This window comes from Streptomyces sp. NPDC052301 (assembly GCF_044593395.1).
Classification (GTDB): Bacteria; Actinomycetota; Actinomycetes; order Streptomycetales; family Streptomycetaceae; genus Streptomyces.
The window spans coordinates 487,554-511,061 of sequence record NZ_JBIUBE010000003.1; the positions used below are offsets into that span (position 1 = coordinate 487,554).

At 71.2% G+C, this 23,508-nt stretch carries 21 protein-coding genes and 1 pseudogene; 5 read left to right on the plus strand and 17 right to left on the minus strand.

The genetic code is table 11. From position 1 onward, the window contains the following. Positions 1–120: 120 nt before the first annotated feature. Positions 121–360, minus strand: coding sequence for a hypothetical protein (locus ACIHEJ_RS09440; protein WP_400133541.1), 240 nt, complete (start codon positions 358–360; stop codon positions 121–123). Positions 361–595: 235 nt separating this feature from the next. Beyond that, complete coding sequence (locus tag ACIHEJ_RS09445; protein WP_400133543.1) at positions 596–1,057, minus strand: STAS domain-containing protein; 462 nt, start codon at positions 1,055–1,057, stop codon at positions 596–598. Positions 1,058–1,370: 313 nt separating this feature from the next. Here ACIHEJ_RS09445 and ACIHEJ_RS09450 point away from each other — a divergent pair. After that, a pseudogene (locus tag ACIHEJ_RS09450) lies at positions 1,371–1,667 on the plus strand (alpha/beta hydrolase); the annotation flags it as partial. A gap of 69 nt (positions 1,668–1,736) precedes the next feature. Here ACIHEJ_RS09450 and ACIHEJ_RS09455 read toward each other — a convergent pair. The 6 genes from ACIHEJ_RS09455 to ACIHEJ_RS09480 all read right to left on the minus strand — a co-directional run bounded on the left by ACIHEJ_RS09455 (position 1,737) and on the right by ACIHEJ_RS09480 (position 8,651). Then, positions 1,737–2,441, minus strand: coding sequence for a hypothetical protein (locus tag ACIHEJ_RS09455; protein WP_400133545.1), 705 nt, complete (start codon positions 2,439–2,441; stop codon positions 1,737–1,739). A gap of 130 nt (positions 2,442–2,571) precedes the next feature. After that, a complete protein-coding gene (locus tag ACIHEJ_RS09460; RefSeq protein WP_400133546.1) occupies positions 2,572–2,925 on the minus strand; it encodes a DoxX family protein in 354 nt (117 codons plus the stop codon). After that, a complete protein-coding gene (locus ACIHEJ_RS09465; protein ID WP_400134013.1) occupies positions 2,922–4,937 on the minus strand; it encodes an acetoacetate--CoA ligase in 2,016 nt (671 codons plus the stop codon). The genes ACIHEJ_RS09460 and ACIHEJ_RS09465 overlap by 4 nt, the downstream gene beginning before the upstream one ends. A gap of 14 nt (positions 4,938–4,951) precedes the next feature. After that, on the minus strand, positions 4,952–6,574 hold the full coding sequence (locus ACIHEJ_RS09470; protein WP_400133548.1) for a bifunctional 3-(3-hydroxy-phenyl)propionate/3-hydroxycinnamic acid hydroxylase: 1,623 nt from the start codon (positions 6,572–6,574) through the stop codon (positions 4,952–4,954). Then, positions 6,571–7,509, minus strand: a complete 939-nt coding sequence (locus ACIHEJ_RS09475) for a fumarylacetoacetate hydrolase family protein (RefSeq protein ID WP_400133550.1) — start codon at positions 7,507–7,509, stop codon at positions 6,571–6,573. Before ACIHEJ_RS09475 ends, ACIHEJ_RS09470 begins: the two co-directional genes overlap by 4 nt. Next, a complete protein-coding gene (locus tag ACIHEJ_RS09480; RefSeq protein ID WP_400133552.1) occupies positions 7,506–8,651 on the minus strand; it encodes a VOC family protein in 1,146 nt (381 codons plus the stop codon). Before ACIHEJ_RS09480 ends, ACIHEJ_RS09475 begins: the two co-directional genes overlap by 4 nt. A gap of 136 nt (positions 8,652–8,787) precedes the next feature. Here ACIHEJ_RS09480 and ACIHEJ_RS09485 point away from each other — a divergent pair, with 136 nt between their 5' ends. Beyond that, on the plus strand, positions 8,788–9,423 hold the full coding sequence (locus ACIHEJ_RS09485; RefSeq protein ID WP_400133554.1) for a TetR/AcrR family transcriptional regulator: 636 nt from the start codon (positions 8,788–8,790) through the stop codon (positions 9,421–9,423). Here ACIHEJ_RS09485 and ACIHEJ_RS09490 read toward each other — a convergent pair. From ACIHEJ_RS09490 to ACIHEJ_RS09500, 3 genes are all read right to left on the minus strand, one after another. Further along, on the minus strand, positions 9,392–10,000 hold the full coding sequence (locus tag ACIHEJ_RS09490; protein WP_400133556.1) for a helix-turn-helix domain-containing protein: 609 nt from the start codon (positions 9,998–10,000) through the stop codon (positions 9,392–9,394). The genes ACIHEJ_RS09485 and ACIHEJ_RS09490 overlap by 32 nt on opposite strands. 108 nt (positions 10,001–10,108) lie before the next feature. Then, a complete protein-coding gene (locus ACIHEJ_RS09495; RefSeq protein ID WP_400133558.1) occupies positions 10,109–11,155 on the minus strand; it encodes a zinc-binding dehydrogenase in 1,047 nt (348 codons plus the stop codon). Between the two features lie 143 nt (positions 11,156–11,298). Then, positions 11,299–14,520, minus strand: a complete 3,222-nt coding sequence (locus ACIHEJ_RS09500) for a cytochrome P450 (protein ID WP_400133559.1) — start codon at positions 14,518–14,520, stop codon at positions 11,299–11,301. 254 nt (positions 14,521–14,774) lie between these two features. Between ACIHEJ_RS09500 and ACIHEJ_RS09505 the strand changes: the two genes are divergently transcribed. Both ACIHEJ_RS09505 and ACIHEJ_RS09510 read left to right on the plus strand, forming a co-directional pair. Next, a complete protein-coding gene (locus tag ACIHEJ_RS09505; protein ID WP_400133561.1) occupies positions 14,775–15,404 on the plus strand; it encodes a TetR/AcrR family transcriptional regulator in 630 nt (209 codons plus the stop codon). Between the two features lie 207 nt (positions 15,405–15,611). Further along, complete coding sequence (locus tag ACIHEJ_RS09510) at positions 15,612–16,295, plus strand: hypothetical protein (protein ID WP_400133563.1); 684 nt, start codon at positions 15,612–15,614, stop codon at positions 16,293–16,295. Positions 16,296–16,506: 211 nt separating this feature from the next. Here ACIHEJ_RS09510 and ACIHEJ_RS09515 read toward each other — a convergent pair whose 3' ends face one another. From ACIHEJ_RS09515 to ACIHEJ_RS09530, 4 genes are all read right to left on the minus strand, one after another. Continuing rightward, positions 16,507–16,836 carry an NIPSNAP family protein gene (locus tag ACIHEJ_RS09515; protein ID WP_400133565.1) on the minus strand — a complete coding sequence of 110 codons (330 nt, stop codon included), beginning with the start codon at positions 16,834–16,836 and terminating at the stop codon, positions 16,507–16,509. A gap of 47 nt (positions 16,837–16,883) precedes the next feature. Continuing rightward, on the minus strand, positions 16,884–17,306 hold the full coding sequence (locus ACIHEJ_RS09520; protein ID WP_400133567.1) for an SsgA family sporulation/cell division regulator: 423 nt from the start codon (positions 17,304–17,306) through the stop codon (positions 16,884–16,886). 247 nt (positions 17,307–17,553) lie between these two features. Further along, positions 17,554–17,964: a hypothetical protein gene (locus ACIHEJ_RS09525; protein ID WP_400133569.1), complete on the minus strand. Its 411-nt coding sequence runs from the start codon at positions 17,962–17,964 to the stop codon at positions 17,554–17,556. Positions 17,965–18,442: 478 nt separating this feature from the next. After that, positions 18,443–19,549 carry an AI-2E family transporter gene (locus tag ACIHEJ_RS09530; protein ID WP_400133570.1) on the minus strand — a complete coding sequence of 369 codons (1,107 nt, stop codon included), beginning with the start codon at positions 19,547–19,549 and terminating at the stop codon, positions 18,443–18,445. Between the two features lie 340 nt (positions 19,550–19,889). Here ACIHEJ_RS09530 and ACIHEJ_RS09535 point away from each other — a divergent pair, with 340 nt between their 5' ends. Beyond that, the gene (locus tag ACIHEJ_RS09535) at positions 19,890–20,927 is read left to right on the plus strand and encodes a diacylglycerol/lipid kinase family protein (protein WP_400133572.1); all 1,038 of its coding nucleotides are present in this window, start codon (positions 19,890–19,892) and stop codon (positions 20,925–20,927) included. Between the two features lie 325 nt (positions 20,928–21,252). Here the strand turns inward: ACIHEJ_RS09535 and ACIHEJ_RS09540 are convergent, their stop codons facing one another. Both ACIHEJ_RS09540 and ACIHEJ_RS09545 read right to left on the minus strand, forming a co-directional pair. Further along, positions 21,253–21,930, minus strand: a complete 678-nt coding sequence (locus ACIHEJ_RS09540; protein ID WP_400133574.1) for an HdeD family acid-resistance protein — start codon at positions 21,928–21,930, stop codon at positions 21,253–21,255. Between the two features lie 295 nt (positions 21,931–22,225). Further along, positions 22,226–23,494, minus strand: coding sequence for a cytochrome P450 (locus ACIHEJ_RS09545; protein ID WP_400133576.1), 1,269 nt, complete (start codon positions 23,492–23,494; stop codon positions 22,226–22,228). Positions 23,495–23,508 lie beyond the last annotated feature (14 nt).

The following is a 23,508-nucleotide window of genomic DNA, read 5'->3' on the forward strand; positions in this document are numbered from 1 at the left end:
GGACGGTCACCGCGTGACGCGCGCCGGTCCATGGGCGGCGAACCCGATGACGCCGAGGGCGACGGCCGTCGACGTCGATGGCCGGAGCCTTCGCCACCAGGCTCCTGTCGTAAGCGATCTTCAGGTACCCGGGGCCCACCTCGCGTCCCGGAGCGGGACGGACGCCGGGCGGCGACGCGTGGGCAGCCCCACGGTCACCGTGCGGTCGACCAGGTGCAGGCCGTGTCCGCCGACGCGGCGGACGTCGCGGGCCGGCAGTCCGGGAACGTGAGGGGAGCCGTCCCGCACGCTGATGCGCAGCAGGGCGGCGTCCGGAGCCAGTTCCAGCACGAGGGCGCCCGGGCCGGGTGCGTGTCGCACCGCATTGGTGACCAGCTCACTGACGATGAGCTGAGCGTCCTGGCCGACCGGTGGTGGGGTTCGTGGCCGGCCTGGGCCAGTAGCGTGCGTACGGCCGCTCGGGCCGCAGCGATCGACACGTCTGCCGTGTCCCAGGCAGTGCTGTACCGCCACGCCGCAGGCTCCTGTCCATCCGATGCCCGATCGTTCAGCGGGGTGACCACGAACCCCTCCCCGTGGGTTGTTCCTTGTCGTCTCATCGCAGACTGTCGTTGTCGCGTATTCGATTACCCGCTGTCGCCGTGCTCATCGGGCGGCCGCCGGTCCAGCTGATCGGCGCGGGGCCGGTGCCGGCGATCGTGAACTGCTCGAGCGTGCCGCTGACGGTGAGAAGGCGGGTGACGGCCGGCTGCAGCGGGCCGAGAAGAATGAAGTCCCGGCCGGCGGCCGCATGACGGTGTCTGGCAACGAGGAGGGGGTTGAGGAGCATGCTGTCGGCGAAGACGACCCGCGACAGGTCCACCGCCGTGGTGAGGAGCCCGGCCTGGTCGGCCGCGTCCCACGCCGCCGCGAGCTCCTCGGCGTCCTCGTGGTCCACCTCTCCGCCGACTGTGATCACCAAGACCTGATCGTGGCGCGTGACGTGCAGTCTCCCCGCGAAGGCCGCATGCATGGCGACACCTGTGCATGACAGGAGACCAGCCGGCCCCGAGACCATGGCCCACGGTCCCGGTCGTGGGAGCTGGTCAGGGTACGACGGCCGAGTCGGCGCATGAACAGGCGCGTGCGACCGCTGTCACTTCGCATCCGCCACGCGCTTCAGCGCGAGCGATGAGTTCGGGCGGCGGATGGTGTCTGCCCTTGCATGAGTCGAATCATCGCTGACATCCCGGTCTCTCGACGGCTTCGTCACAGCACCCGGCCCCACCCCGGACAACGGGCCGGGCTCCGGCGACGAGGCCCCGCAGCAGCGGAGCGTGTTGCGACATCGACCACGACGCACCTGATCGACGACCTCTTCGGCTGATCCGATGACCACTGTCAACGCCAATGAGATCGCCTTGGGCATCGAGTCGTTCGGTGACGACGACGCGCCACTCGTCCTGCTCGCCGGCGGGACGACCATGCGCTCCTGGCCCGACGCGCTGTGCGAGCGCCCGGCCGCCGGCGGGCGCCGCGTGGTGCGCTGCGACCTGCGCGACAGCGGGGAGCCGACGACGTCGGATCCGGAGGCGCCCGCCTACACCCTGCGCGGCCTCGCCGCCGACGCGGCGGCCCGCGCTGACGCGCTCGGCGGGAGGCCTGCACACCTCGGGGGGATCGGCGTCACCTCGAGGGGCGGTCCGACCGACAACCGTCGCGTCCTGGCGGTCTTGAGGCCGGTGTGAAGCCGGCCCCTACCGACTCGTGCCGGCGTCGTCGTCATCACTTGGTGCGTCCCGGTGCTTCCTCTCGCCGGTGGCGGAGCCGTCCCCCTGCTCGTCCAACAGCTCCAGCAGTGCAGCATCTGCTCTCTTCCGGTCCTCCTTCGTCAGCTCGACCGGTGCGTTGTTGTAAACGGTGTAGCGATCCGGATCGATGATGTTGGCGGCCCGCAGGGTGAACGTCAGCAGGCGGCGCCACCCCTTGCGGTGGCCGACCCTCGCCTGCAGCTGGACACGGTAGTCACGGGCTTCCGGCATGAATCCGGAAAAGGGTGCCTCGAACTCGATGAAGAGTTGTTGCGCTTCTCTGCCGGGCACGACGAAGCCGGCCGGGAGCTTCGCATCCTCGTCCGGGCCGGGCTGGAGGCGAGAGGGTGAGGACACCCACAGCAGCGGCAGGTGGGAAGCGGGCTCGTCGGGGAAGGTCAGGATGAGGTCCTGCACGACGATCGGCTTGGGGCCGGTGTTGTGGAGGACGAGCGGGAGCCGCAGGCGGGCGGTGGACGAGTGGATGATCGCTGCGAAGGCGTGGGGCTCCCACGTCTTCAGGCGCCCCTGTCTGGCGTTGAGCCACCAGAACGACGCGACGGTGAAGAACAATGCGCAGACCGACACCACACCGGCGCCTGTGAGCGATGAGGACGCTGCCTGATCGGTCGCGGTCATCAGCGGGACCACGGATCCAGTCTGACAGCCCCGGCGTGGGCTCGCTGACAGGACTCAGGGCCCTCCGCGGCCCCCCGCGGCAGCCGGCGAGGAGGACGGTCCTGCGGGCCACCGGGCGGCCGCCGAGGACGGTCCACCGACGTCACGAGCCGACCTCGGCCAGGAGCGCGAGGTACCCGGCGACCAGCGCGGCGCTCACCACTGCGGGGAGGAGTTCGGGGAGCCCGTCTCTCTTGCGCGCGTGGGTGGTCACGGCACCGGCGAGCAGCATGAGGAGTCCGGCGCCGGCCGGCTCGCCGAACAGCGGCAGGACCGGGCCGAGGGCCACGCCGACGGCACCTGCCAGCTCCAGCGCACCGATCACCCGGTAGGAGGCGGTGGTGAAGCCGGCATGGGCGGCCGGCTCGGGCATGCGGCCGAGCGCCATGATCTTGGCCACGCCCAGCACGGCGAAGATCAGCACGATGAGAGAGGTCAGGGCGGCGGAAAGGCTCATGAAGCGTCCTTGACGGTGCGCGGGGGACGGGCCCGGCGGCGTTCGGCTCCCAGCTCGGCGAAGTAGGCGACCAGGTCCGGGTCGTCGACCGCCGCGGGATTGAGGACCTGCTCGGCACAGGCGCCCTGGAGGAGGCGCTTGACCGGAACCTCGAGTTTCTTGCCGGTCCTGGTGTGCGGGATGGCCGGCACGGCGAGGATCTCGTCGGGGACGTGACGGGGCGAGGCGCCGGTGCGGATGGCGTCGCGGATCCTCTCGCGCAGGGCCTCGTCGAGCTCGATGCCGTGGGCAAGGACCACGAAGAGCGGCATCCAGTAGCCGCCGTCGTCTTCCTCCGCGCCGATGACGAGAGCCTCGGTGACCTCGGGGAGGCGCTCGACGACGTCGTGGATGTCGGCACTGCCCAGGCGCACGCCGTTGCGGTTGAGGGTGGCGTCGGAGCGGCCGTGGACGATCACCGAGCCGTGGGAGGTGTGGGTGATCCAGTCGCCGTGCCGCCATACGCCCGGGTAGGCGGTGAAGTAGGCGTCGCGGTAGCGGCTGCCGTCGGGGTCGTTCCAGAAATACAGCGGCATGGACGGCATGGGGCGGGTGACGACCAGTTCGCCGACCTGGTCGACGACCGGCCGTCCAGCGCCGTCGTACGCCGCGAGCGCCACGCCGAGGTTGGGGGCGGACACCTCGCCCGCCCAGACGGGGGTCGTGGGGGCGCTGCCGGCGAAGGCGGAGACGACGTCGGTGCCGCCGCTGGTGGAGGCCAGCTGGATCCCTGCGCCCACGTGGTCGCGGACCCAGGGATAGGCGGAGGCGGGCAGGGCGGAGCCGGTGCTGCCGATGGCCCGGACGGCCGACAGGTCGTGCGCGGAGGGTTCGATGCCCAGTTTGGCCATGGCCAGCAGGTACTGGGGGCTGGTGCCGAAGACGGTGACCTTGTGGCGGGCCGCCAGCTCCCACAGTACGTCCGGGCGCGCCACCGGCACGGGGCTGCCGTCGTAGGTGCAGGTGGTGGCGCCGGTCAGCAGGGTGGAGACGACCAGGTTCCACATCATCCAGTGGGTGGTGGTGTACCACAGCAGGCGGTCACCGACGCCCAGGTCGCAATGCAGGCCGAGAATCTTCAGGTGCTCCAGCAGGACACCGCCGTGGCCGTGGACGATGCCTTTGGGCAGGCCGGTGGTGCCGGAGGAGAAGACGATCCACAGCGGATGGTCGAACGGCACCGGCGTGAGGGTGAGGTACTCGGCGCGGGTGGCGGCGTCGTCCCAGGGCACCGTCAGGCCGCTGTGCCGGGTGGCGGGCCACGTGAGGCCGAGGTGTTCCACGAGCACCGTGGCCTTCAGAGTGGGAAGGGCTCCGGCGAGGTCGAGCGAGGCTGCGCGGCGGTCGTGCCGCGTGCCGTTGAAGAGGTAGCCGTCCGCGGTGATGAGAACGGTCGGTTTCAGTTGTGCGAAGCGGTCGGCTGCCGCCTTGGGGGCGTAGTCCTGGCCGCACACCGACCACACCGCGCCCAGGCTGGCCGTGGCGAGGAAGGCGATGACGGCGTGAGGGGTGTTGGGCAGGTAGCCGACCACCCGGTCGCCCGGTCCGACGCCCAGGTCGCGCAGGGTGGCCGCGACGGAGGCGACCTGGGCACGCAGCTGCCGGCCCGTGATCTCGTGGCCGGCTCCGGTCTCGTCCAGCGCGGTGATCGCGGGTGCGTCCGGGTGCAGGTTGCGCAGCGCGTGGTGGGCGTAGTTGAGGGTGGCGCCGGGGAACCAGCGGGCGCCCGGCATGGTCTCCCCGTCCAGCACCCGCTCGTACGGAGTGGCAGCGTCGATGGCGAAGTACTCCCACACCGCCGCCCAGAACCCCTCCAGGTCGGTGACGGACCAGTGGTGCAGGGCCTCGTAGTCGCTGGGCTGCCGGATCCCTTCGGCGCCCCGGTGCCGGGCGGCCCGGCGGGCGAAGTCCGCGATGCGGCTGCCGGCGGCCGTCTCCGGGTCGGGTGACAGGAACGGTTCCGGATGCGGCATGGGGGGCTGGGCGGTCATGGTGTGGTGCTCCTCGGCAGGAGGTCGGGCCGGGCGTCTGCGGTACGGCGGGCCGTGTGGAGCAGGGAGGCCCAGGCGGTGGGGTCCGGGAAGTGGCCGGCCCCGACGGGGACTGCGTCCATCACGACGCGGTCGGGGCGCAGCAGGACGGCGTCGGCCCGGCCGCGTGCCAGCCAGTCGGCCAGCGTGCCGTCGTCTTCCAGGTCGTCGACGTGGATCGTGGCTGCGTCGAGTGCCGTGGCCACGGCCGTCATGTGCGGGGTGGGCGGCACAGCGGTCAGGAGGGCGAAGGAGTCTCCGAGGACCTCGTCCAGGCGTGTTCGCCTGCCGTCGACGACCACCGAGGGCTGCGGGCAGAAGGTGCCGGCCGGCCCACGACCGAGGAGTCCGGGGCGGCGCCGCACGAGCGGGCCGGCGGTCAGCGCGGGGCTGAGGTCGCGGCTCACCGCCGCGGTCACGCGGGGGATGCGGCATGCGGCGCCGACGACGGCCCGGCGGAGTGCCGCGCCGCGGTCCTGTCCACCGGTCATGGCCCAGCCGATGGCCACCGCTAGCCGGATCACGTAGCGGGCGTGCGGTTTGCGCTCGCGCTCGTAGGTGTCCAAAAGCCCTTCGTCCGCGCCCTGGCGGAGAACACGGGCTAGCTTCCAGGCGAGGTTCCGGGCGTCGCGCAGGCCCGCGCACAGACCCTGGCCGATGAAGGGAGGCGTGAGGTGGGCCGCGTCGCCCAGCAGGAAGACGCGTCCCTGGCGCCACCGGTCGGCGAGGCGGGCCCGGAAGGTGTAATGGGCCTGCCGGATCACCTCGAAGTCGTCGGCCCCCGCAGTGCCGGACGGCACGTCCACCCAGGGGGCGACCAGCTCGCGCAGGCGCTCCCGGCCGTCCGGGCCGTCCAGGCGTACGTCGGCGGGCAGCCGGAACTCCCAGCGGTAGCGGTCCTCGCCCAGGCGCATGAAGGTGGCGGGCCGGCTGGGACAGCAGATCTGGTCGACGCCTTCCCAGGTCCGCACCGGGCGGCTGGTGCGTACGTCGACGACCCGCCAGCTCTCCTCGAAGTGCAGGTCCTCCCATACGGCCCCGACGGCGTCGCGGGTGAGGCTGCCGGCGCCGTCGCAGCCGAGGACGGCGTCGGCCCACACGTGCTCGTCCTCCTCGCTGCCGTCGCGACGGAAGGTGACCCGGACCGGAGCCGTCCCGTCGCGGTCCTGCGTGACGGACACGACCTCCACCCCGCCCCTCAGCTCGCACTCAGGGCGGCGCGCCAGAGCGGCGCGCAGCAGGCGCTCCAGGTCCGGCTGGTCGAACATGCTGGTCTGGGGGAAGCCGTGGTGACCGTGCGGCGACCGCGCGAATTCGGCTATCACGCGGTGCCGGGCGTCCAGCAGGCGCAGCCCGCGCGCCGGGCGGGCGAGGGCGGCGAACTCCTCGTGGACGCCGACACTCTGCAGGATCCGGCGGACCTCGTCGTCCACGACGACTGCGCGCGGCAGGGGATAGACGTCCCGGTGGCGTTCGAGGACCAGGCTGGGCACTCCGTGCCGGGCGAGCAGGAGCGCGGCCGTGACTCCCACGGGTCCCGCGCCGATGACGACCACCGGTCTCCGGGATGCGGCGCTCACGTCGCGTCCGCCACGGCGGTCCGCTGCTCGCCCAGGTCGATGTGCCTGTCGGGGGTGGCGATGGTGGCGGTGACGAGGTCGCCGTCGCGCAGGTACAGGGGGTTCTTGGCCTGGCCGTTGAAGAACGCCTTCCACTTCAGCGCGGGCGGCAGCAGGGCGGCGATCTTCTCGACCGGCTTGGGCGGGGCCTTCAGGGCGGTGCCACCGGGCGTGCCGGTCAGCAGCAGGTCGCCCGGGGCGAGGGTCTGGAAGCGGGCGAGCAGGGTGAGCGCCTTCGCCGGTCGCACGATCATGTCGGCGAGGGTGCGGTCCTGGCGCGGTGCCCCGTTGACGTTCAGGCGCAGCCGCAGGTCGATCAGGCGGGCGAAGTCCTCGGGCTCCAGCAGGGCCAGGTACGGCCCCGTCGGCGTGAACGTCGGGTAGGACTTGCTCTCGTAGAACTGGGTCTTGGTCAGCTGGACGTCGCGGGCGCTGACGTCGTTGGTGAGGACGAGCCCGGCGACGTACGAAGGCAGGTCCCGCTCCTCCACGACGGTGCCCACGGGCAGCGGCGCGCCCATGACGAGGCCGAGTTCCACCTCGTAGTCGAGGAAGTTCACGTGCGCGGGGCGGACGATCGTCTCGTGCGGGCCGCTGACCGAGCCGGACGCCTTGCGGAAGAAGGTGGGCGGTATGTCGCCGGTGAAGCCCGAATCCTTGGCGTGGCTGCGGTAGTTGACCATCTGGGCCACCACCCGGCAGGGCGTGGTGACCGGGGGCAGCGCCACCAGGTCGGCGACGGGCGTGCCGCTCTCGCCGGAGGCGGCGGCCTCCCGCACGGCGGCCCGGTCGGCGATCAGTTCGGCGGTGGTGACCGCCTTGGTCTCGATGCGTACGGCGCGCTCGTCCCGGACGGCCCACCAGCCGTCGGGGGTGCGCAGGACGTTGGTGCTCATGAGTTCATCGCTTTCATCAGGCCCAGCAGGCGTGCGGGGTCGAGTTCGTTGTCGTCGCGCAGGGCCGTCATGACCTCGCGGAGCTTGGCGGGGGAGGGGTTGGTGCCCAGGAAGTCGCGGGTGACGGGCGGACCCCACTGCGCGAGGCCGCTCGCCGACATCGGTGCCCAGCCGGGTTCGAGGTCGCAGGAGAACAGGTCGCCGTCGGCGAAGTGCTCCAGCATGAAGCGGTCGGGGTCGCGCCAGTAGTCGAAGAGCTGGCTGCCCTGGATGTGCCGGCCGATGCCCCAGCTGCGCCGGTAGCCGCGCTCGGCCAGGTACTCCCCGCCCGCGGCGATCGCGTCGAGGTCGGTGACCTGGTAGGCGGAGTGGACGTAGCCGGTACCGGGGCCCAGGTGGAGGGCGAGGGTGTGGTGGTCCACGGGCAGGCTGCCCTGGTCGCAGCGGATGAACGCCATGGTCGGCCCGCGCCCGCGCTGCCCGTCCAGGAACAGGAAGTCGGACACGATCATCCCGAGGGTGTCCAGGTACCAGTCCAGGGTGCGGCTGAACGTCCGCGTCTCCAGCACCACATGACCCAGGCGCTGGATGCGGGACGGCTCGCGGGGCGGGCGCTGGGTGGCGTTCGTACGGCGACGCTCCGTGCCGGTGTTCAGGGGCAGCGGTGGCTGCTCGGGCAGTGCGGGCAGCGGTTCGGCGCAGTGCACCACCCGGACCGGGACGCCCGAGGGATCGAACAGCCCGACCGACCGACCGCCGCCGGGGACGTCGATGTCCCGGACGGTGTGTCCGACGGCCGCGGCCAGCCGGTCCACGTCGGCTCGCTCGGCCGCGCGGAACGCCGGCCCGAGGAAGCGGGAGGCGCGCCCACGCCGGATGACCATGCAGGGAGAGCCCGCGAACGTGCCGCGCAGCCACAGCTCGCGATCGGTGCGGGCGGCGATCGCGAAGCCGAAGTCACGGGCGAACACCTCGGCCCGGTCCAGGTCGGGCTTCTCGAACTCCAGCCAGGCCAGGTCCGCCACCTTGATCACGGGGTTCCGGGATCGTCCTGGGTGCTCGCCGCGCAGGGCGCCCTGCGCACTGTGGAGGTCTTGGTGGGGCGTCAGAGGACCGCCCTTGTCAACGGGGATGTGGGACATGGTGTCCTCCAGGCAACACTGCTGTAATGAGGAAATCATCAACTCTGCCGTTTCCCTCCGTCAATGGGTGCAGCGAAATAATTGAGGATCTCATCAGTAATGGCAGTGTCATCGTGGCGGCGGTTACACTGGGCGTATGCCGACGTCAGCCCCGCCCAAGAACCGCTTCGAGCGGCGCCGCGCCGAGACCCGTCAGGCGCTCGTCCGTGCGGCCCGGCAGATCCTCGCGGAGACCGGGGACACCAGCGCCAGCATCCAGGCCATCGCCGAGCGCGCCGATGTCGGTTTCGGGTCCTTCTACAACCACTTCGCGTCGAAGACGGAGCTGTTCGACGCGGCGGTGACGGACGCCCTGGAGGAGTTCGGGCAGGTCATCGACGCGCGCGTGGAAGGCATCGACGACCCGGCCGAGCTGGTCTCGGCCGGTTTCCGGCTCACCGCCCGGATGGCCGACTCCCACCCGGAACTGATGCGGATCCTGCGTGACCGCGGTCTGGCCCACATCCACTCCGACAGCGGCCTCTCCCCGCGCGCCCTGCGCGACCTGGAGATCGGCATCGCGTCGGGCCGCTTCACCTGCGGCGACGCGACCACCGCCCTGTCCGCCCTGGGGGGCACCCTGCTGTCCCTCGTGGCTCTGAGGCTGGGCCGTCCCGACCTCGACGGTGACGAGGCCGCCTCCGACCTGGCCGAGATGGTCCTGCGCATGCTCGGCCTCGCTCCGGACGACGCCCATGAGGTCACCCGGCGCCCGCTGCCCGGTCTCGCCTGACAACGTCCCGCACCTGGAGCGCGGCCGCCTGCGGTGCCACGCCGGCGGCGACGAGGAACGCGGTCGCCGCGGCCTCGCCCGTGGGGTCCGCCCACGGGTGCGCGGCGTTCTCCTCAGCCAGGGCCGGCATCAGTGCCTCCAGCGCGTGAGCGAGTACGGGTGCCGGAAGGTGGTCCGCGAAGACGTCTTCGCGCTGACCGCGTCGTAGGGTCGCGGCGGCCTCCTCGCGAGCCGGTGCCAGCGCGGCGCGGATCGCGTCCTCGCCCGGATGGCGCCGCCCCGCCAGCACCATCCGCGTCATCGCCTCGACCGGGTCGGCATCCGGGGCGCGGGCTGCGGCGAACGCCTGCCGGAGTTCATGGGCTGCTTCCCGCGTCAGGCCGGCGATCAGCGCCTGCCGGCCGGGGAAGTGTCCGTAGAGGGTGCGCCGGGCGACGCCGGCCGCCCGAGCGATGCTGTCGAGACTGGCTTCGGGGTCGTCCCGCAGTGTCCGCCGCGCGGTCGCGAGGATGCGTCCGCGGTGGGAGTGAGCGTCCCCGCGCTGCGGAGTACGGCCCAGGGGGCGGGTCGTCTGCATGGTTCTGTCTCTCCACGGTCGCCGGAAAGCCGTGGGCACCGGTGCTCCCTCACGCACCGGCGCCCACTCACCCCTGCCCAGGGTGGCTTGGTGTCCTGCTGACAGGCGTCAGGGGACGAGGATGAGGCGGATCGGGTCGCCGATCTTGTTCTCCAGACGGCTGACCGCGTCGGCCGCGTCCACCAGCGAGATGTGGTCCGTGATGGAGGGGGCCAGGTCCAGGCGGCCGGCCGCGGTCAGCCGTACCAGCTCGGAGACGGACTCGGGGCTGCCGCCGTAGTGGCCACGGACCTGCTTGCACAGGTAGTTGAAGGTCAGGCCCTCGGTGATGGTGAGCGGCCTGGGCGTGATGCCCACCAGGATGAGGGAGCCGCCCAGGCCGAGGACGGAGGCGGCCTGCTCGCGGACGGCGGGGACTCCGGCGCAGTCGAAGGCGAAGTCCAGGCCCCGTCCTTCGGTGGCCGCGCGGACCTGGTCGGCGAAGTCGGGGGCGGCCGGGTCCAGGGCGTGGTCCGCGCCGAAGGCCAGGGCGCGCTCGCGGGCGCCGGGCAGCGGGTCGACGGCGATGATCGGGGCGGCGCCGACCAGGCGGGCGAGGCGTACGTTGTGGGCGCCGACGCCGCCCACGCCCCAGACGCCGACGGACTGGGCGGGACGGACGCCCGCGGTGGTGACGACGGCGGCGTAGGGGGTGGAGACCGCGTCGGGGATGATCGCGGCCTGGTCGAAGGGGAGGCTGTCGGGGATGGGGATGAGGGTGTCCTCGCGGGCGATCACGTACTCGGCCCAGCCGCCGTCGTAGTCGATGCCGGCGGTGAGCATCTGGGTGCAGGGGCGGCGGCGCACGCATCCTGCGCACGTGCCGCAGGTCTTGCCGGCCTCCAGGGTGACGCGGGTGCCGACGGGCAGGCCGCGCTTGAGGTCGGGGCCGAGCGTGTGGACCACACCGGAGACCTCGTGGCCGACGGTGACGGTGTCGGAGGTGGCGAACAGCGGGACGAGGGAGCCGTCGATCAGGTGGACGTCGGAGAGGCAGACGCCTGCGGCCTTGACCTCGATGAGGACCTCGCCCGGGCCCGGTACGGGGATCGGGACCTCTTCCACCGCGAACTTCTTGCTGTCGAGGTGGAAGCGTCCGGCGAGCATGGTGTCCATGAGGATCTGCTTTCTGTGAGCGGCACCGCCCGACGGTTCGGGACATGGGTGCCATGTGGTGTCTGAACGGCGTGTGGTGGCCGGGAGGCGTGCGGGGAGTGGCAGGACGGGGCCGCACGCCTCCCGGCGTCCGGGGGGGGGGATCAGGCGAAGACGTCCTGCTGGTAGCGCTCGTCCGCTTCGAGCCGGGCGAGCCACTGCTGGGCGGTCTCGTCGTCGCTCCCGGTCTTCTGGCGGTGGATGGCGGCCAGTGCCTCGCGGACGGCCGGCGCCATACGGCGTCCGTCACCGCAGACGTAGACGTACGCGCCGTCCTCGATGGCCTGCCACACCGTGTCGGCGGCATGGGCGATGGCGTTCTGCACGAAGCGGGCCGGGTGGCCGGTCACGGCGGAGAAGGCGGTGTGGACCTGCGCGATCCCGGCCTGCTCCCAGTCCTGCATCTCCTGGCGGTAGAAGTAGTCGTGCTCCGGGTGGCGGCAGCCGACGAAGACCTGCGACAGGCCGACCTGCGTGCCGTTCGCGTGCTGCCAGGCCCGCTCCTCCAGGAATCCGCGCAGCGGCGCGATGCCGGTGCCGGGGCCGATGAGGATCAGCGGCGTGGCGGGGTCGGCGGGCGGGGCGAAGGTCGGGGAGGGCACGCGGACGTAGCCGTAGACGACGTCCCCGGGCTCGAGGCCGGCGATGTAGGAGGAGCAGGTGCCGCGGTACTGGCCGTCGCCGGACAGGGCCGGGCCCTCCAGCAGGCCGACGGTCAGGCGCACGTGGCGCGGGTCGGCCGACGGGGCCGAGGAGATGGAGTAGAAGCGGGGACGGATCGGCCCCGTCATCTCCAGGAAGACCGCCAGCGGGAGCTCGATCGCGGGGAAGCGCTCCAGCAGGCCCAGCACCGAGACCCGCTTGCCGAGGATCTCCTTGCTGTAGCGCTCCTCGGCCTCCTCCGTGTCGGCGGTGTACGCCTGGAGCTGTGGCCGGGTCCATGGGCACTGGGTGTGCTCGGCCAGGGCCTGGATCTGGGAGCGGGTGGCCACGTCCTGCAGTTCCAGGAACTCGGTGAGCAGGATGCCGGCGGTGACGGGGACGCCGACCGGCAGATGGGTGCGGCCGCCGCCGGGCTGGTCGAGCCGGAGCACCTGGTCGTAGTCGACACCGAGCCGCCTCAGCGCGCGCTCCACCAGGGCGAGTTCGTTCTTGGCGAAGACCGCCAGATGGTTGCCGGTGTCGTAGGTGACGCCGTCGGGCAGCTCGAAGGTGATGGACTTCGCGGCCGGGCGCGGCGGCTCGATGCTGAAGTCCCACAGGCCGGTCGCATCCGCCACGAGCTCCTCGTTGGCCACCACCGTGAGCGGGTACGCCTGCTCGGAGACGATGGCGGGGCGCACGTCGGACTCGGTGAGCAGCTGGACCTGGTAGCGCGGGCCGCTCGCCTCGGAGGTGTCGGCGGCGTACTCCTCGGCCAGGGTCGCCCACAGGGTGTCCAGCCAACGGGTGGCCATGCCGTCGAAGTCACCGGCCGCGTCCGCGATGCCACGCTCGACCACCGGGGTGGCTCCGGCGGCCAGCAGACCTTCCTCGATCCGCTTGGGGAACGCCTGGTAGGTCGCCACCCACTGGGTGTTGCCGGCGCCCAGCAGCGCGAACCGCACGTTCGACAGCGCACCCTCCGGCAGACCGGCGGCGAGCAGGTCGTCGAAACGCTGGGCGCTGTCGGGCGCCTTGCCGTTGTAGCTGGCGGCGACGACGGCGAGGAGGCCCTCGGTGGGCAGGTTGTCGCCCAGCTCGTCCAGGCTCACCAGCGTCGTGCCGAACCCGGAGCGCTCACCGCGGTCGGCGATGGTACGCGCCAGGTCCTCGCAGGAACCGAGGCTGGAGCCGTAGGCGACGGTCAGGTTCACGCCGACGCCGCTGACCGCTGTCTGCGCCCGTGTGTCGCCGGTCTGCAGGTCCGCGGCGCCGAAGACGGTCCGCTGGTGCTCCTGGCGCTTGCGGACGACCAGCTGGAAGTCGCCGGGCTTGCGCGTCAGCGCCTCGCGGACGTCCATCTTGTAGTCGGTGGTGTCGGAGAACCTGAACTTCTGCAGCACCATCGCCAGTGCCAGGCGGGCCTCGGTCAGCGCGAACTGGCGGCCGATGCAGGCGCGTACGCCGTTGCCGAACGGCTTGTAGGCGTGCGGGTGCTGTTCCACACGGTTCTCCGGCAGCCACCGGTCGATGTCGAACTCGTCCGGCCGGTCCCACGCCTTGGAGTGGGAGTGCAGCGCGCCCATGAGGATGTTGGCCCTGGTCCCCTTCTTCAGCTCGTACCGGTCGCCGATGACGGTGTCGTCGAGGGGCGCCTTGGCGATCAGCGGAATGGGAGCCCACAGGCGGAGGGTCTCCTCCAGGACCCGCGGGATGACGTCCAGCTGCATGATCGTGTCGTAGTCCGGGACCGTGTCACCGGGCAGCAGGCGGTCGACCTCGGCGTACGCCTGTGCCAGGACGTGCGGGTTGCGCATCAGCGAGTAGGTGGCGAACGACAGCAGGCCGCTGGTGGTCTCGTGCCCGGCGATCAGGAAGGTCACCACCTGGTCGCGGACGTTGTCGTCGGCCAGCAGCTTGCCGGTCTCCGGGTCGGTGGCCTCCAGCATCAGGCCGAGCAGGTCCTCCTCGTCGGTGCCCTTCCCCTCACGGCGCTCCTTGATCACGTTCTCGACCAGGTCGCGCATCAGCTGGATGTTCTCGCGGTACTTCCTGTCGTCCGCCTTGCGCAGTTTGGTCATCATCGGCAGCTCCTGGGAGCGCCGCATCGACTCGATCAGCGCCTCCAGCAGGGAGTTGAGAAAGGGGTGCAGCTCCTCTTCGTCGAACGACTGGAAGCGGTAGCCGAAACCGGACAGGGCGATGGTGTCCAGGGTGAGCCGGGTGTAGTCGTCGGTGATGGCGACCGGCTGACCTTCCCGGCTCTCCCACTTGCCGACCAGGTTCTGGGCGATCTCCAGCATCTGCCCGAAGTAGGTCTTCATGGCCCGCTGGCTGAAGGCCGGCAGGAGGATCCGGTGGGCCATGGCCCATTCCTCTTCGTGCTGGTGGGCCGTGAACAGGCCCGCGCCCGTGTAGTCCCGCACATGGCTCAGCGGCGTCTTCTCGATCTGCTTGAAGAACCGGGTCTCGTCGCAGACCTCGGCCACCAGGTCCGGGTCGTAGACGAAGACCTGCTCGATGCCGGCGATGTCCATGCCGTAGATGCCTTCGGGGAACCGCTTGGACAGCTCGTTGAAGTACTCCACCGGGTTGGTGTCGGGGATCTGCGGAGTGTGGCCGAGCAGGGGAATGCCGCGCGGGGACCGGATGGGACGGAGGTCGTTCGCCGAGTGCGTGGTCATGACTTGCTCCTCTGCGTGGAGGGGGTGGAGGGGATGGGCAAGGGCGCGGTGCGCTGGTCGATGCCGTGGCGCCGCACAGAAACATACGACGTATGGAATTAGTACCGTACGTCGTATGGAAACTCGGCGCAAGTCCCGCCCTCTCGATCGGCTCCCGCGGTGGAGGTCATTTCCGTACGGCGTACGAAACTGGTACCGTACGAGGTATGGAAAAAAAGGTGAGGCGTCCCCCTCGGGGAACGAGGAAGAGGGACGTGCCTCTGACCGAGGCCGGGATCCATGCCGCCGCCCTGCGGCTCATCGACGAGGACGGGGTCGAGGCGCTCACCATGCGCAAGCTCGCCACCGTGCTCGATGCGAACCCGATGTCGCTGTACCACCACGTGCCGAACAAGGAAGCCGTGCTGCGCGGCGTGGCGCGAATGGTCGGCGCCGAGTTCCGCACCGTGACGCTGCAGGACGCTCCCTGGCAGGAGCGCATCCGCCTGCTCGCCACGGATTTCCGGACGCTGGCGCACCGTCACCCGAAACTGATGGCCTATTCGTTCGGGCAGCCCGACTTCATCCAGCCCGACGACCCGTTCTGGACCGCGCTCACCGCGATCGTGGCCGCAGCGGGCGTGCCACAGTCGGAGGTTCCCGAGATCGCCGCTCTCATGGTCGCCGTCGTCATCGGTGTCCTCGGCGCCGAACTCAACGGCTCGCTCCAGCAATGGACGAGCCTCCAGTCCCCCGGAGCCGCCGCCGGCGCGGACGGGACCACGGTCGCAGACCGTGCGGGCTCTGATCAGGACCGCATGTTCCGGCTGGTGATGGACACGCTCATCACCGGCCTGGAGGGCCGGCTCGCCGCTCGTCGTGACGGCCAGGGCGCCGGCCGCTGAGTCGGTGGTTCCAGGGCGTTGCGGCCTGGGCCCGTCCGTCTTGGGGCGAGTCCGGGCCGCAACCCGCCGAGACGCACGGGGAGCACCCCATCCCCCTCCGGAAGGACCGTCCCGATGCGGCCGCGGCCGGCGCGTGATGCGTTGCGGCTGGGCCGGGCGAGCGACCTGTGGCCAAGACGGCGCTCAGTGTCCTCGTGGCGACGGGCCGTGCCGAGTCCGATCCTGCTGGCCGCCGGCCGAGCCGACCTGGTGGTGCACAGCGTCGGCGGATCCACCTGCGCGCTCTACGGACACAGCCCGCCCTGCGCCGCCCGCGCCCGAGCACCGGCCGCTGTCGTGCTCGGTAGGGCCGCGAGCGGCGCGGTGGGGCCGGCGACCGCCGCCGCCACAAACAGCACGGTCGTCCGGTGCGCTGCGGCAGCGGTCCTCGCCGCTGCGCACCGGCTCGTGTGCGAGGCCACCCGGATCGGCCCTCCGGACCACGCCGTCCTCACGTTCGTCGCCGCGGGCTGCGCCTTGTCTCCGCAGCATTGCGCCGACATCCCCGGCCATCTCGGGCTCGCCCTCGCCGCCGCGTGTTCGCCTGGCGGTGTGCAGGGCCCGGGTCTCGGACGACCGCGGGAACCGAGACGTCTGGCGGCGGCCAGGACCCTGGACGCCGCCGTGCGGCTCGCCCGCACCCAGGACGACGACCCCGCCCATGCCTCGGCCTGCCGAACCGCCGACACGGCAGCAGCCGAAGCCGGGCGCACCCTGCCGCTGACAGCCGTCCGCTCGCCCGAGGGCGAGGCCCTGATGCTGCCGCTGGTCCACGCCGCCTCCGGCCGTGTCGGACCGGGCCCTCGGCACCCTCACCGGCTGCGCGCTAGGACTGCTCGGTCGCCGTCCTGATCACCGACCGCCGCGCCGTGACCGCATCGAGACCGCCCTGGTGGCGGTGAACGCCTCCCGGGCGGCCGCGGCACGGTTGACGGACCTGACGCCCAGCCGAACTCGCCGATCCTGCTCCCGCCCGTCGCCGTCCGGCGAGCGCCTTGGCCCGGTTGCGCCGAGCCGCCGGGTGCCGGCCCGCCTGACGGCGTCACTCGTCGCAGGACGGCCGTCAGCGCAAGGGCGAGTCGACGGTGGGCGTGAGCAGGGTCTCGTCGAGGCCGACGATCTGGCCGATGTCGAAGCCCTCCATGTCCGCACGGAACTCAGGACTCGACAGGTACGCCTCCAGTCGCTCCCGCACGTCGTCGGCGTCCCGGTAGGAAACGAGGGCGTAGAGCCGGGGAGTCCCGCTTCCGGGCGCCGCGGGCTCCGTCCAGACGCCGTGTGTGGTGATCCGGTGCTTGGCCATGCCGGGAATGTGCCGGGCCCAGATCTTCTCGTAGGCGGAGAGTGCGTCGGGGCTGCGCAGGGTGTAGACGCGAAGCTGGTACTGGGGCATGACACTTGTTCCTTTTCTTCCGAGTTCTGAGCGTGGACGGTCGGCGGTCAACCTTGGGGGAGGAGGTGCGCCAGTTCGGCATCCCAGTCGATGTGTCCGGACTCGGTACCCCGGGGCACCAGAGCCTCCGTGTCCTGAAGGAAGCACGTGATGTCCTGAACGGGGACCTCGAGCAAGGCGGTGCCTGCGCAAGACCCGAGGGCGATGTGGATCGACTGGTCACCCCGCCCCGTGGCCGACCAGATCCGGACGTCCGCGTAGCCTGCGGAACCCTCCAGGCCATCAGTCAGGAGATCCCGCCCCAGGACCCATTCGACCGGCTCGTCACCGTCGGCGAAGAAGACGGCACGGACGACATAGGGGTCGGTGGGCTCATACCGAAGACGTACGCACAGTGGTAGTGAGCAGGCGTACGAGACGACCAGTTGCACGTCGATCCGCCGCTCCACCGGCTTCGAGGATTTCTTCATCGACTTCCGCTCCTGTGCGTGGCTCGGTGGCGTCTCACGCCCGGCGTGCGGCGAAGACACAGGGCGGGCGGAGGTGGTACGGCAGGGCGCGGGCGACGGACGGCACCGGCGGACCGCACGGTGAGCGGCGCGGCACTCACTCGGCCGGCGGCCGGGGACGCCGACTCCCGCCGGGCGGGTCCCTGCCGTCGGCAGGGAACGGGCCGAGGGGAACTGCTGGGGCTCACGGCCTCGAGCGGTCCCGCTTTCACCGGTCGTCGCGGCTCGGGGCGCGGTACTCCCCGCGCCGGCCGTCGTGCTCGCAGCGGTTTCCGTCGTGCCGGTACGCCCTGTCCGACGTCCCGCCGTGTCCCTCGCTCTCCCAGCGGTAGAAGTGACCGTCGCGGTAGGAGAGCCCGTCGCAGTCGTGCCGGGGCGAGTCGGTGCCGGGGGCCTGGTGCCAGCCGCGGACTACGTCGCAGGAGTAGCCCCGCTCGAGCAGGTAGCCGACGCCGTGGTCCCAGCCGTGATCAGCGGCGGCGCCCCTGTCGGACGGCCGCTGGACGTGGGCGGACGCAAGGGGGGCGGCCGATGCGGTGCCCCCGGCACCGAGGACGGCGGCACCCGCGACCGCGACGGAGGAGACGGTGAGGGCGAGGTGCTTCGTGAGCTTCTTCATGATCTTTCCTTTCCGAGGGCGCGATCTGCGCCGACGGCGGTTCGGTCAGGCGATGTGTGGCGCCCGGCGTGGCCCGGACGAGCAGTTCCATACGTCGTACGGAACTGTCCCTCCAGTATTACCATACGTCGTATGGAAACGTCGAAGTGATGAAGGCGACGAAGGCGAACCTGCGCAGGAGTGCCACACCCATCCACAGGTTTCTGGCCGAGTTGCCTCTTGCCGCCCCTTCGGCCCGCGGAGTTGCGTTGGCGCGGCCTCGACATGGGGGCGGCGGTTCCGTGAGCCGAGTCAGCGGATGAAGGGGGGCGGGGCCCAGCACCCCCGCCGTCGGTGAGGACTTCGACACCTCCCGGCCCACGTCAATGGCGAGGAGCCTTCCGGAGCCAAGGAGGCGGCCCGGCACCTGACGACGAAGGCGTCGTCCCCCCTCTGGGCGACCCGCTCGCCGCGCTTGTGGCGGCCGGATTCCAGGCGGTCAATCGGGCCGGTCGTCGGACCGGTCGGCGTTCTCGGGGCTGTCGTCCGCCCTCATCGGCATCCTCAGCGGCCGACCGCCGCGATGAGCCCAGATGTCACCGAGGACGACCTGGATGATGCCGGTGACGGGAATCGCCAGCAGGGCCCCGAGGATCCCGGCGACTTCGGCCGCGATCAGGACGGCCAGCAGCACGGTGAGGGGGTTGAGTTTCACCGTCCGGGACAGGATGACCGGTTGCAGGAGGTGGTTCTCGGCCTGCTGGTAGACGATGAAGAACACGATGGCTCCGATGCCGGCCGGCAGGGAGTGGACGAACGCCACCGTGGAGGCGACGACAGCCCCTATGGTGGCCCCCACCAGGGGAATGAGGTCGGTCACGGCGACGAAGAGGGCCAGCAGGCCGGCGAACGGCACTCCGGAAACGAGGAGCACGACGTAGGTCAGGACCCCGCAGATGACGCTGATCAACAGGTTTCCGGTCAGGTAGCCGTTGACGGTACGGGCGCACGCGGCTCCGACTCGGCGTATGCGGTCCGCAGGCGCCTCGTCCACGAGGGCCAGAGACCGGTCCATGGCCCTGGGGCCCTCCAGCACCATCAGATAGGCCAGGACGAAGATGGTGAGAGCGCCTGTCGCGGTGCTCGCGGCACCGCGGATGAACTTCAAGGCGGGCGTGCTCAGTCCGGTGGCGAACGCGCGGATCTGGGCCTCATGGCGCTGGACGTACCGCAGAGCGTGCGTCCGCTGCAGCAGGTCACCGACTGGCCCGTGGCCGGCCCGGGCCTCCCTGATCATCGCGGGCAGACGGCCGGCGAACCGGCTTCCCTCCTGAGCCAGGGGGATGACGAACAGGGCGACCACCGCGCCGACGGCCGCGGCCGCGGCCAGGAAGACGAGCAAGGTGGCCACCGACCGTCGGCACCGCGGCACCCGACGCTGCAGCGCCTCGACTCCCGGATGGAGGGAGACGGCCAAGAACAATGCGATGACCGCCCAGATCAGGACCCGGCGAGCTTGCACCACCAGCTCGAGTACGACGTAGGTGGCGAGTACCAGACCGATGGTGGCGAGGATGGTTCGCACCGGAACCGGACGCGTCGCCATGGGCACTGGGTGCCCAGCCCCCCTCACGCGAAACGAGGAGACCTCTTTCCCGGCGGGCCGTGATCTCCCTGCGCTGTCGCACTTGCCGGCTCTGACACGGCTGCGACAACCGGTCCGGGGCGCGGTGGACCTTCACGACGGTGGCGGGACGGCCCCGCACGTCCCGGATGCGGCCGCTCGGGCCGGACTGCAAGCTGGTGCCGTAGTCCGTAACCGTCGAAGGAAGGGTCATGGTGGCGGTGGCCGCAGGCGCGAGAGCGGGAGTGCCGGCCCGGTGGAGGATGCCGCCGTCAGCCGCGGACGGGGCAGCGGCAGTCCTGCTGCCGCCGACGACGTGCGCATGGCTGATGCATGCGGCTTGTCGGTTCGTGCCGTGACCGAGAAGGCGTCGCGACCGGTGACCGGGGCGCGGCGTCCCTGGCTGATCGTGAATCCGCGTTCGGGGGGAGGGAAGGCGAGCCGGTTCCGGATCGCGGAACGCGCCCGTGCGCTGGGAGTTCAGGTCTTCCTGCTCGATCATTCCCTCCCGCAGGACGTGGCGACTGTCGCGCGCCGGGCGGTGGACGACGGTGCGGATCTGCTGGGGGTGGCCGGCGGAGACGGCACGCAGGCACTTGTCGCCGCGGTGGCCGCGCAGAGCGACCTGCCTTTCCTGGTCGTTCCGGCCGGTACCCGCAACCACTTCGCGGCGGACCTCGGCCTGGACCGTGCGGACCCTTCGGCCGCGCTGGAGGCGCTCACGGACGGCGTCGAGCTGCGCGTCGATCTCGGGTACGCGGGCGAGCGGGCGTTCGTCAACAACGTGTCGTTCGGAGCGTATGCGGCGCTGGTGCAGGATCCGGCCTATCGGGAGGACAAGATCGGCACGATGGTACGGATCCTTCCGGAGTTCCTGGCCCGCCACGCGGGTCCGGAGCTGGCGGTGCGCGCGGGGCTGCTCACCGTGGACCGGCCGGACGCCGTGCTGGTGAGCAACAACCCCTATCAGGTCGACGACCCGGCCGGGCTCGGCAGGCGTGCACAGCTCGACTCGGGCCTGCTGGGGGTACTGGCCGCCAGGGCGGAGACGCCCGCCGAAACGGCCGCCCGACTGCGAAGCGGGCGGATGCACGGGCTGACCCGTCTCGCGACACCCGACGACGTCTTCGTCCACGCCGACGCCCCGGTCGTCCCCGTCGGGCTGGACGGCGAAGCCGTGACCCTGCGGACTCCCGTGCGGTGCCGGATCAGCCCTCGGGCCCTGCGGGTATGGGTTCCCCGTCATCGGCCGGGCGCCGTGCCCACCGGTCGGCAGCCGCCGGGACGGGCCGTCGCCCAGCGGGCGGCCTCACTTGTCGAGCGTCTCTCATGGCCGTCACGGCGTCTGCCCGACGGATGATCACGCCGTCGCCGTCGCCGTCGCCGTCGCCGTCGCCGTCGTGGCGAGCGTGTGATGCGCCCGGTCGGCCGACGAGCGGTTCGTCGGCAGTGGCTGCAAGGCTTCGTCGCGAGGGACGAGCCCCCGTTGTCGCGAGTCGGCGAGGTAGCCCCGCGCGGTGCCCGGGCCGAGGTCCGAGGCCCATCGGTCGGCCGGGCCGGGCAGTGCGGCCTGCAGGGCCGTCCGCGCCTCGGTGATCAGCCCTTCCAGCCGGTTCTCGCCGACGGCGGAGTCGTGATCGGCGGAGGCATGGGGTGGCTCCGTCCGATCCCGCCGGCTTCGCCGATCAGTGCTGGGGGTGTGGACGTGCGCGGAACAGGGGGCGCCGCCGGGCGTCTGTGCCGGGAGCGAGGTGGCCGATCTCGACGCGTGTCCTGATGGCGCGGACCACCTCGGTCAGGCCCAGAACCATGGCCATGACGCCCACGACCAAGGTGAGTGTCGCGATCGAGGCGAACGGCATGATGATCATCACGATGCCGGCCATCGCGCCGATGATCCCGAAGGCCACGTGCCAGCCGCGCGCCGGCATGCCCGGGGCGGAGGCCGCCGCGGCCGTCTCCGTGATGCCGCGCAGCAGCCAGCTGAAGCCGATCCACAGGGCGAGCAGGAAAATCGACTCCAGGGTGCCCCGGAAGCAGATCAGTCCCAGCAGTATGGAGGCCGCGCCGGTGATGAAGTGCAGGACGCGAAGATGCCGGGGAACGTGGGTGCCGAAGGCGGCGGCGAGTTGGAAGACACCGGTGGCCGACAGGTAGACGCCGAACAGGATGCCGATGACACGGAGTGTCTCGCCCGGCCAGACCAGGGCGATGACGCCCAGGGCGATGGTGGCGAGGCCCATGGTGAGCAGAAGCTGCCAGCCCACGTTCGCCAGTGCGGCCATGCCTTCAGCCATGGGGCCTTCTCGTGGTTCGGTGCCGCGTGAGGGAGCCGGGCCGGGGGTATCGGAAGGAGCTGTCATGGCACCTGCCTCCTTCTGGGAACAACAGCGCCGTCATGGGTCTTCTGTGTCCATCGTCGCCCGATCAGTCTCATGTCGCTCGGTGGAAAGGGCGGCGGTCCGTGGCGTCCGGGGTGTTCCACGAGCAAGCTCCTCCGGTCTGCTCACCGGCACGTGCCCTGTCGAGGGCCGACACGTCGGTACTCACGCCCAGGGAGTGATGACGGCGCGTCCTCGGATCTTGCCGTCGCGCAGGAGCTGATAGGCGGCGTCGGCGCGCTTGGAAAGCCCGCACAGCAATCCTTCCTGTGTCGCGTCAGTCGCGGATGCCGTCGATGTCGACCAGGACGTGGCGCGGGCCGCGGAAGATCTGGTTGTGCCGGTACGGCGGCGGGTCCTCGACGAGCCGCGGATTCTCCACGCGCCGGAGAAACTCGTTGACCGCGATTTGGACCTCGAGCCGTGCGAGCGGTGCGCCGAAGCAGAAGTGGATGCCCTGGCTGAAGCCGAGGTGCTGGTTGTCGCGGCGTTCGAGGTCGAGTTCGTCGGGGTCGGTGAACCGTTCGGGGTCGCGGTTCGCCGAGCCGTACGCCAGGAAGATCGGCGCCCCCTTCGGAATGGTGGTGCCGGCGATGTCGATGTCTTCCACGGCGGAGCGGGTGTGCCAGAACTGGACCGACGACTCGAAGCGCAGCAGCTCCTCCACCGCGGACACGATGAGCTCGGGCCGGCGGCGCAGCTTCTCGAGCGCATCGGGGTGGCGCAGCAGGGTGAGCACGCTGTGGGCGATGAGGTTGACCGTGGTTTCGTGTCCCGCGAAGATCAGGAGCAGGGCGTTGCTCGCGAGTACGCCCCTGGACATCCGTCCCTCCGGGCCGTCCTCGTTCACCATCGCCGAGAGCATGCCCGGGCCCGGCTGCTGGGCGTACCTGTCGAGGAGTTCGGCTGCGAACTGCCCGAACTCCTGCACGGCCTGCCGCCCCCCGGCCTGCCGGCTCTGGATCTCCTCGGATGCGGCCTCGGGGCCGAAGTCCAAAGCGTCCAGGGCGGTCTCGATCCAGTGGTGGAACCGTCGTTCGTCCTCCACCGGCACGCCCAGGACCTTGCAGATCACCGTGACCGGCAGGGGATAGGCGAAGTCGTCGACAGCGTCGATCCGGTTCCTGCCCTTCATGTTGTCCAGGAGGCCGTCGACGATGCGGCGGATGTCGGGCTCCAGGTCGGATATCAGGTGAGGCGCGTGGGGCGGGCCGACGAAATGCGGCATCATCATCCGGCGATCCCGATCGTGTTCGGGCGGATCGCAGGTGATGATGTTCGGCTCGGTCAGTGCCTGCCTGATCGGCTCGGCCACCGGCTCCGCCGAGTCCTCTGCCCGGGCCGCGGCCGGGGCGGGACACTTCCACGGATCCGAACTGACCCGGGGGTCGTGGAGCAGCGCGACGATCTCCCGGTAGGTGCTGACGACATAGGTGCCGTCCGGCTGCCGCGCCACCGGTGTCTTGCGCAGTTCCTCGTAGAACGGGTACGGGTTGGCGCGGTTGGCGTAGCGGAGGGCCTGCTGCCAGGGGGTTTCCTCGACCACGAGGCTCCCCTCCT

Coding starts and splice junctions, on each gene's coding strand:
- ACIHEJ_RS09445 (WP_400133543.1), bottom strand. CDS start 1,057: ATGGTCTCGGGGCCGGCTGGTCTCCTGTCATGCACAGGTGTCGCCATG.
- ACIHEJ_RS09460 (WP_400133546.1), bottom strand. CDS start 2,925: ATGAGCCTTTCCGCCGCCCTGACCTCTCTCATCGTGCTGATCTTCGCC.
- ACIHEJ_RS09465 (WP_400134013.1), bottom strand. CDS start 4,937: ATGCCGCATCCGGAACCGTTCCTGTCACCCGACCCGGAGACGGCCGCC.
- ACIHEJ_RS09475 (WP_400133550.1), bottom strand. CDS start 7,509: ATGAGCACCAACGTCCTGCGCACCCCCGACGGCTGGTGGGCCGTCCGG.
- ACIHEJ_RS09480 (WP_400133552.1), bottom strand. CDS start 8,651: ATGTCCCACATCCCCGTTGACAAGGGCGGTCCTCTGACGCCCCACCAA.
- ACIHEJ_RS09485 (WP_400133554.1), top strand. CDS start 8,788: ATGCCGACGTCAGCCCCGCCCAAGAACCGCTTCGAGCGGCGCCGCGCC.
- ACIHEJ_RS09490 (WP_400133556.1), bottom strand. CDS start 10,000: ATGCAGACGACCCGCCCCCTGGGCCGTACTCCGCAGCGCGGGGACGCT.
- ACIHEJ_RS09495 (WP_400133558.1), bottom strand. CDS start 11,155: ATGGACACCATGCTCGCCGGACGCTTCCACCTCGACAGCAAGAAGTTC.
- ACIHEJ_RS09500 (WP_400133559.1), bottom strand. CDS start 14,520: ATGACCACGCACTCGGCGAACGACCTCCGTCCCATCCGGTCCCCGCGC.
- ACIHEJ_RS09515 (WP_400133565.1), bottom strand. CDS start 16,836: ATGCCCCAGTACCAGCTTCGCGTCTACACCCTGCGCAGCCCCGACGCA.
- ACIHEJ_RS09520 (WP_400133567.1), bottom strand. CDS start 17,306: ATGAAGAAATCCTCGAAGCCGGTGGAGCGGCGGATCGACGTGCAACTG.
- ACIHEJ_RS09525 (WP_400133569.1), bottom strand. CDS start 17,964: ATGAAGAAGCTCACGAAGCACCTCGCCCTCACCGTCTCCTCCGTCGCG.
- ACIHEJ_RS09530 (WP_400133570.1), bottom strand. CDS start 19,549: ATGGCGACGCGTCCGGTTCCGGTGCGAACCATCCTCGCCACCATCGGT.
- ACIHEJ_RS09535 (WP_400133572.1), top strand. CDS start 19,890: ATGGCTGATGCATGCGGCTTGTCGGTTCGTGCCGTGACCGAGAAGGCG.
- ACIHEJ_RS09540 (WP_400133574.1), bottom strand. CDS start 21,930: ATGACAGCTCCTTCCGATACCCCCGGCCCGGCTCCCTCACGCGGCACC.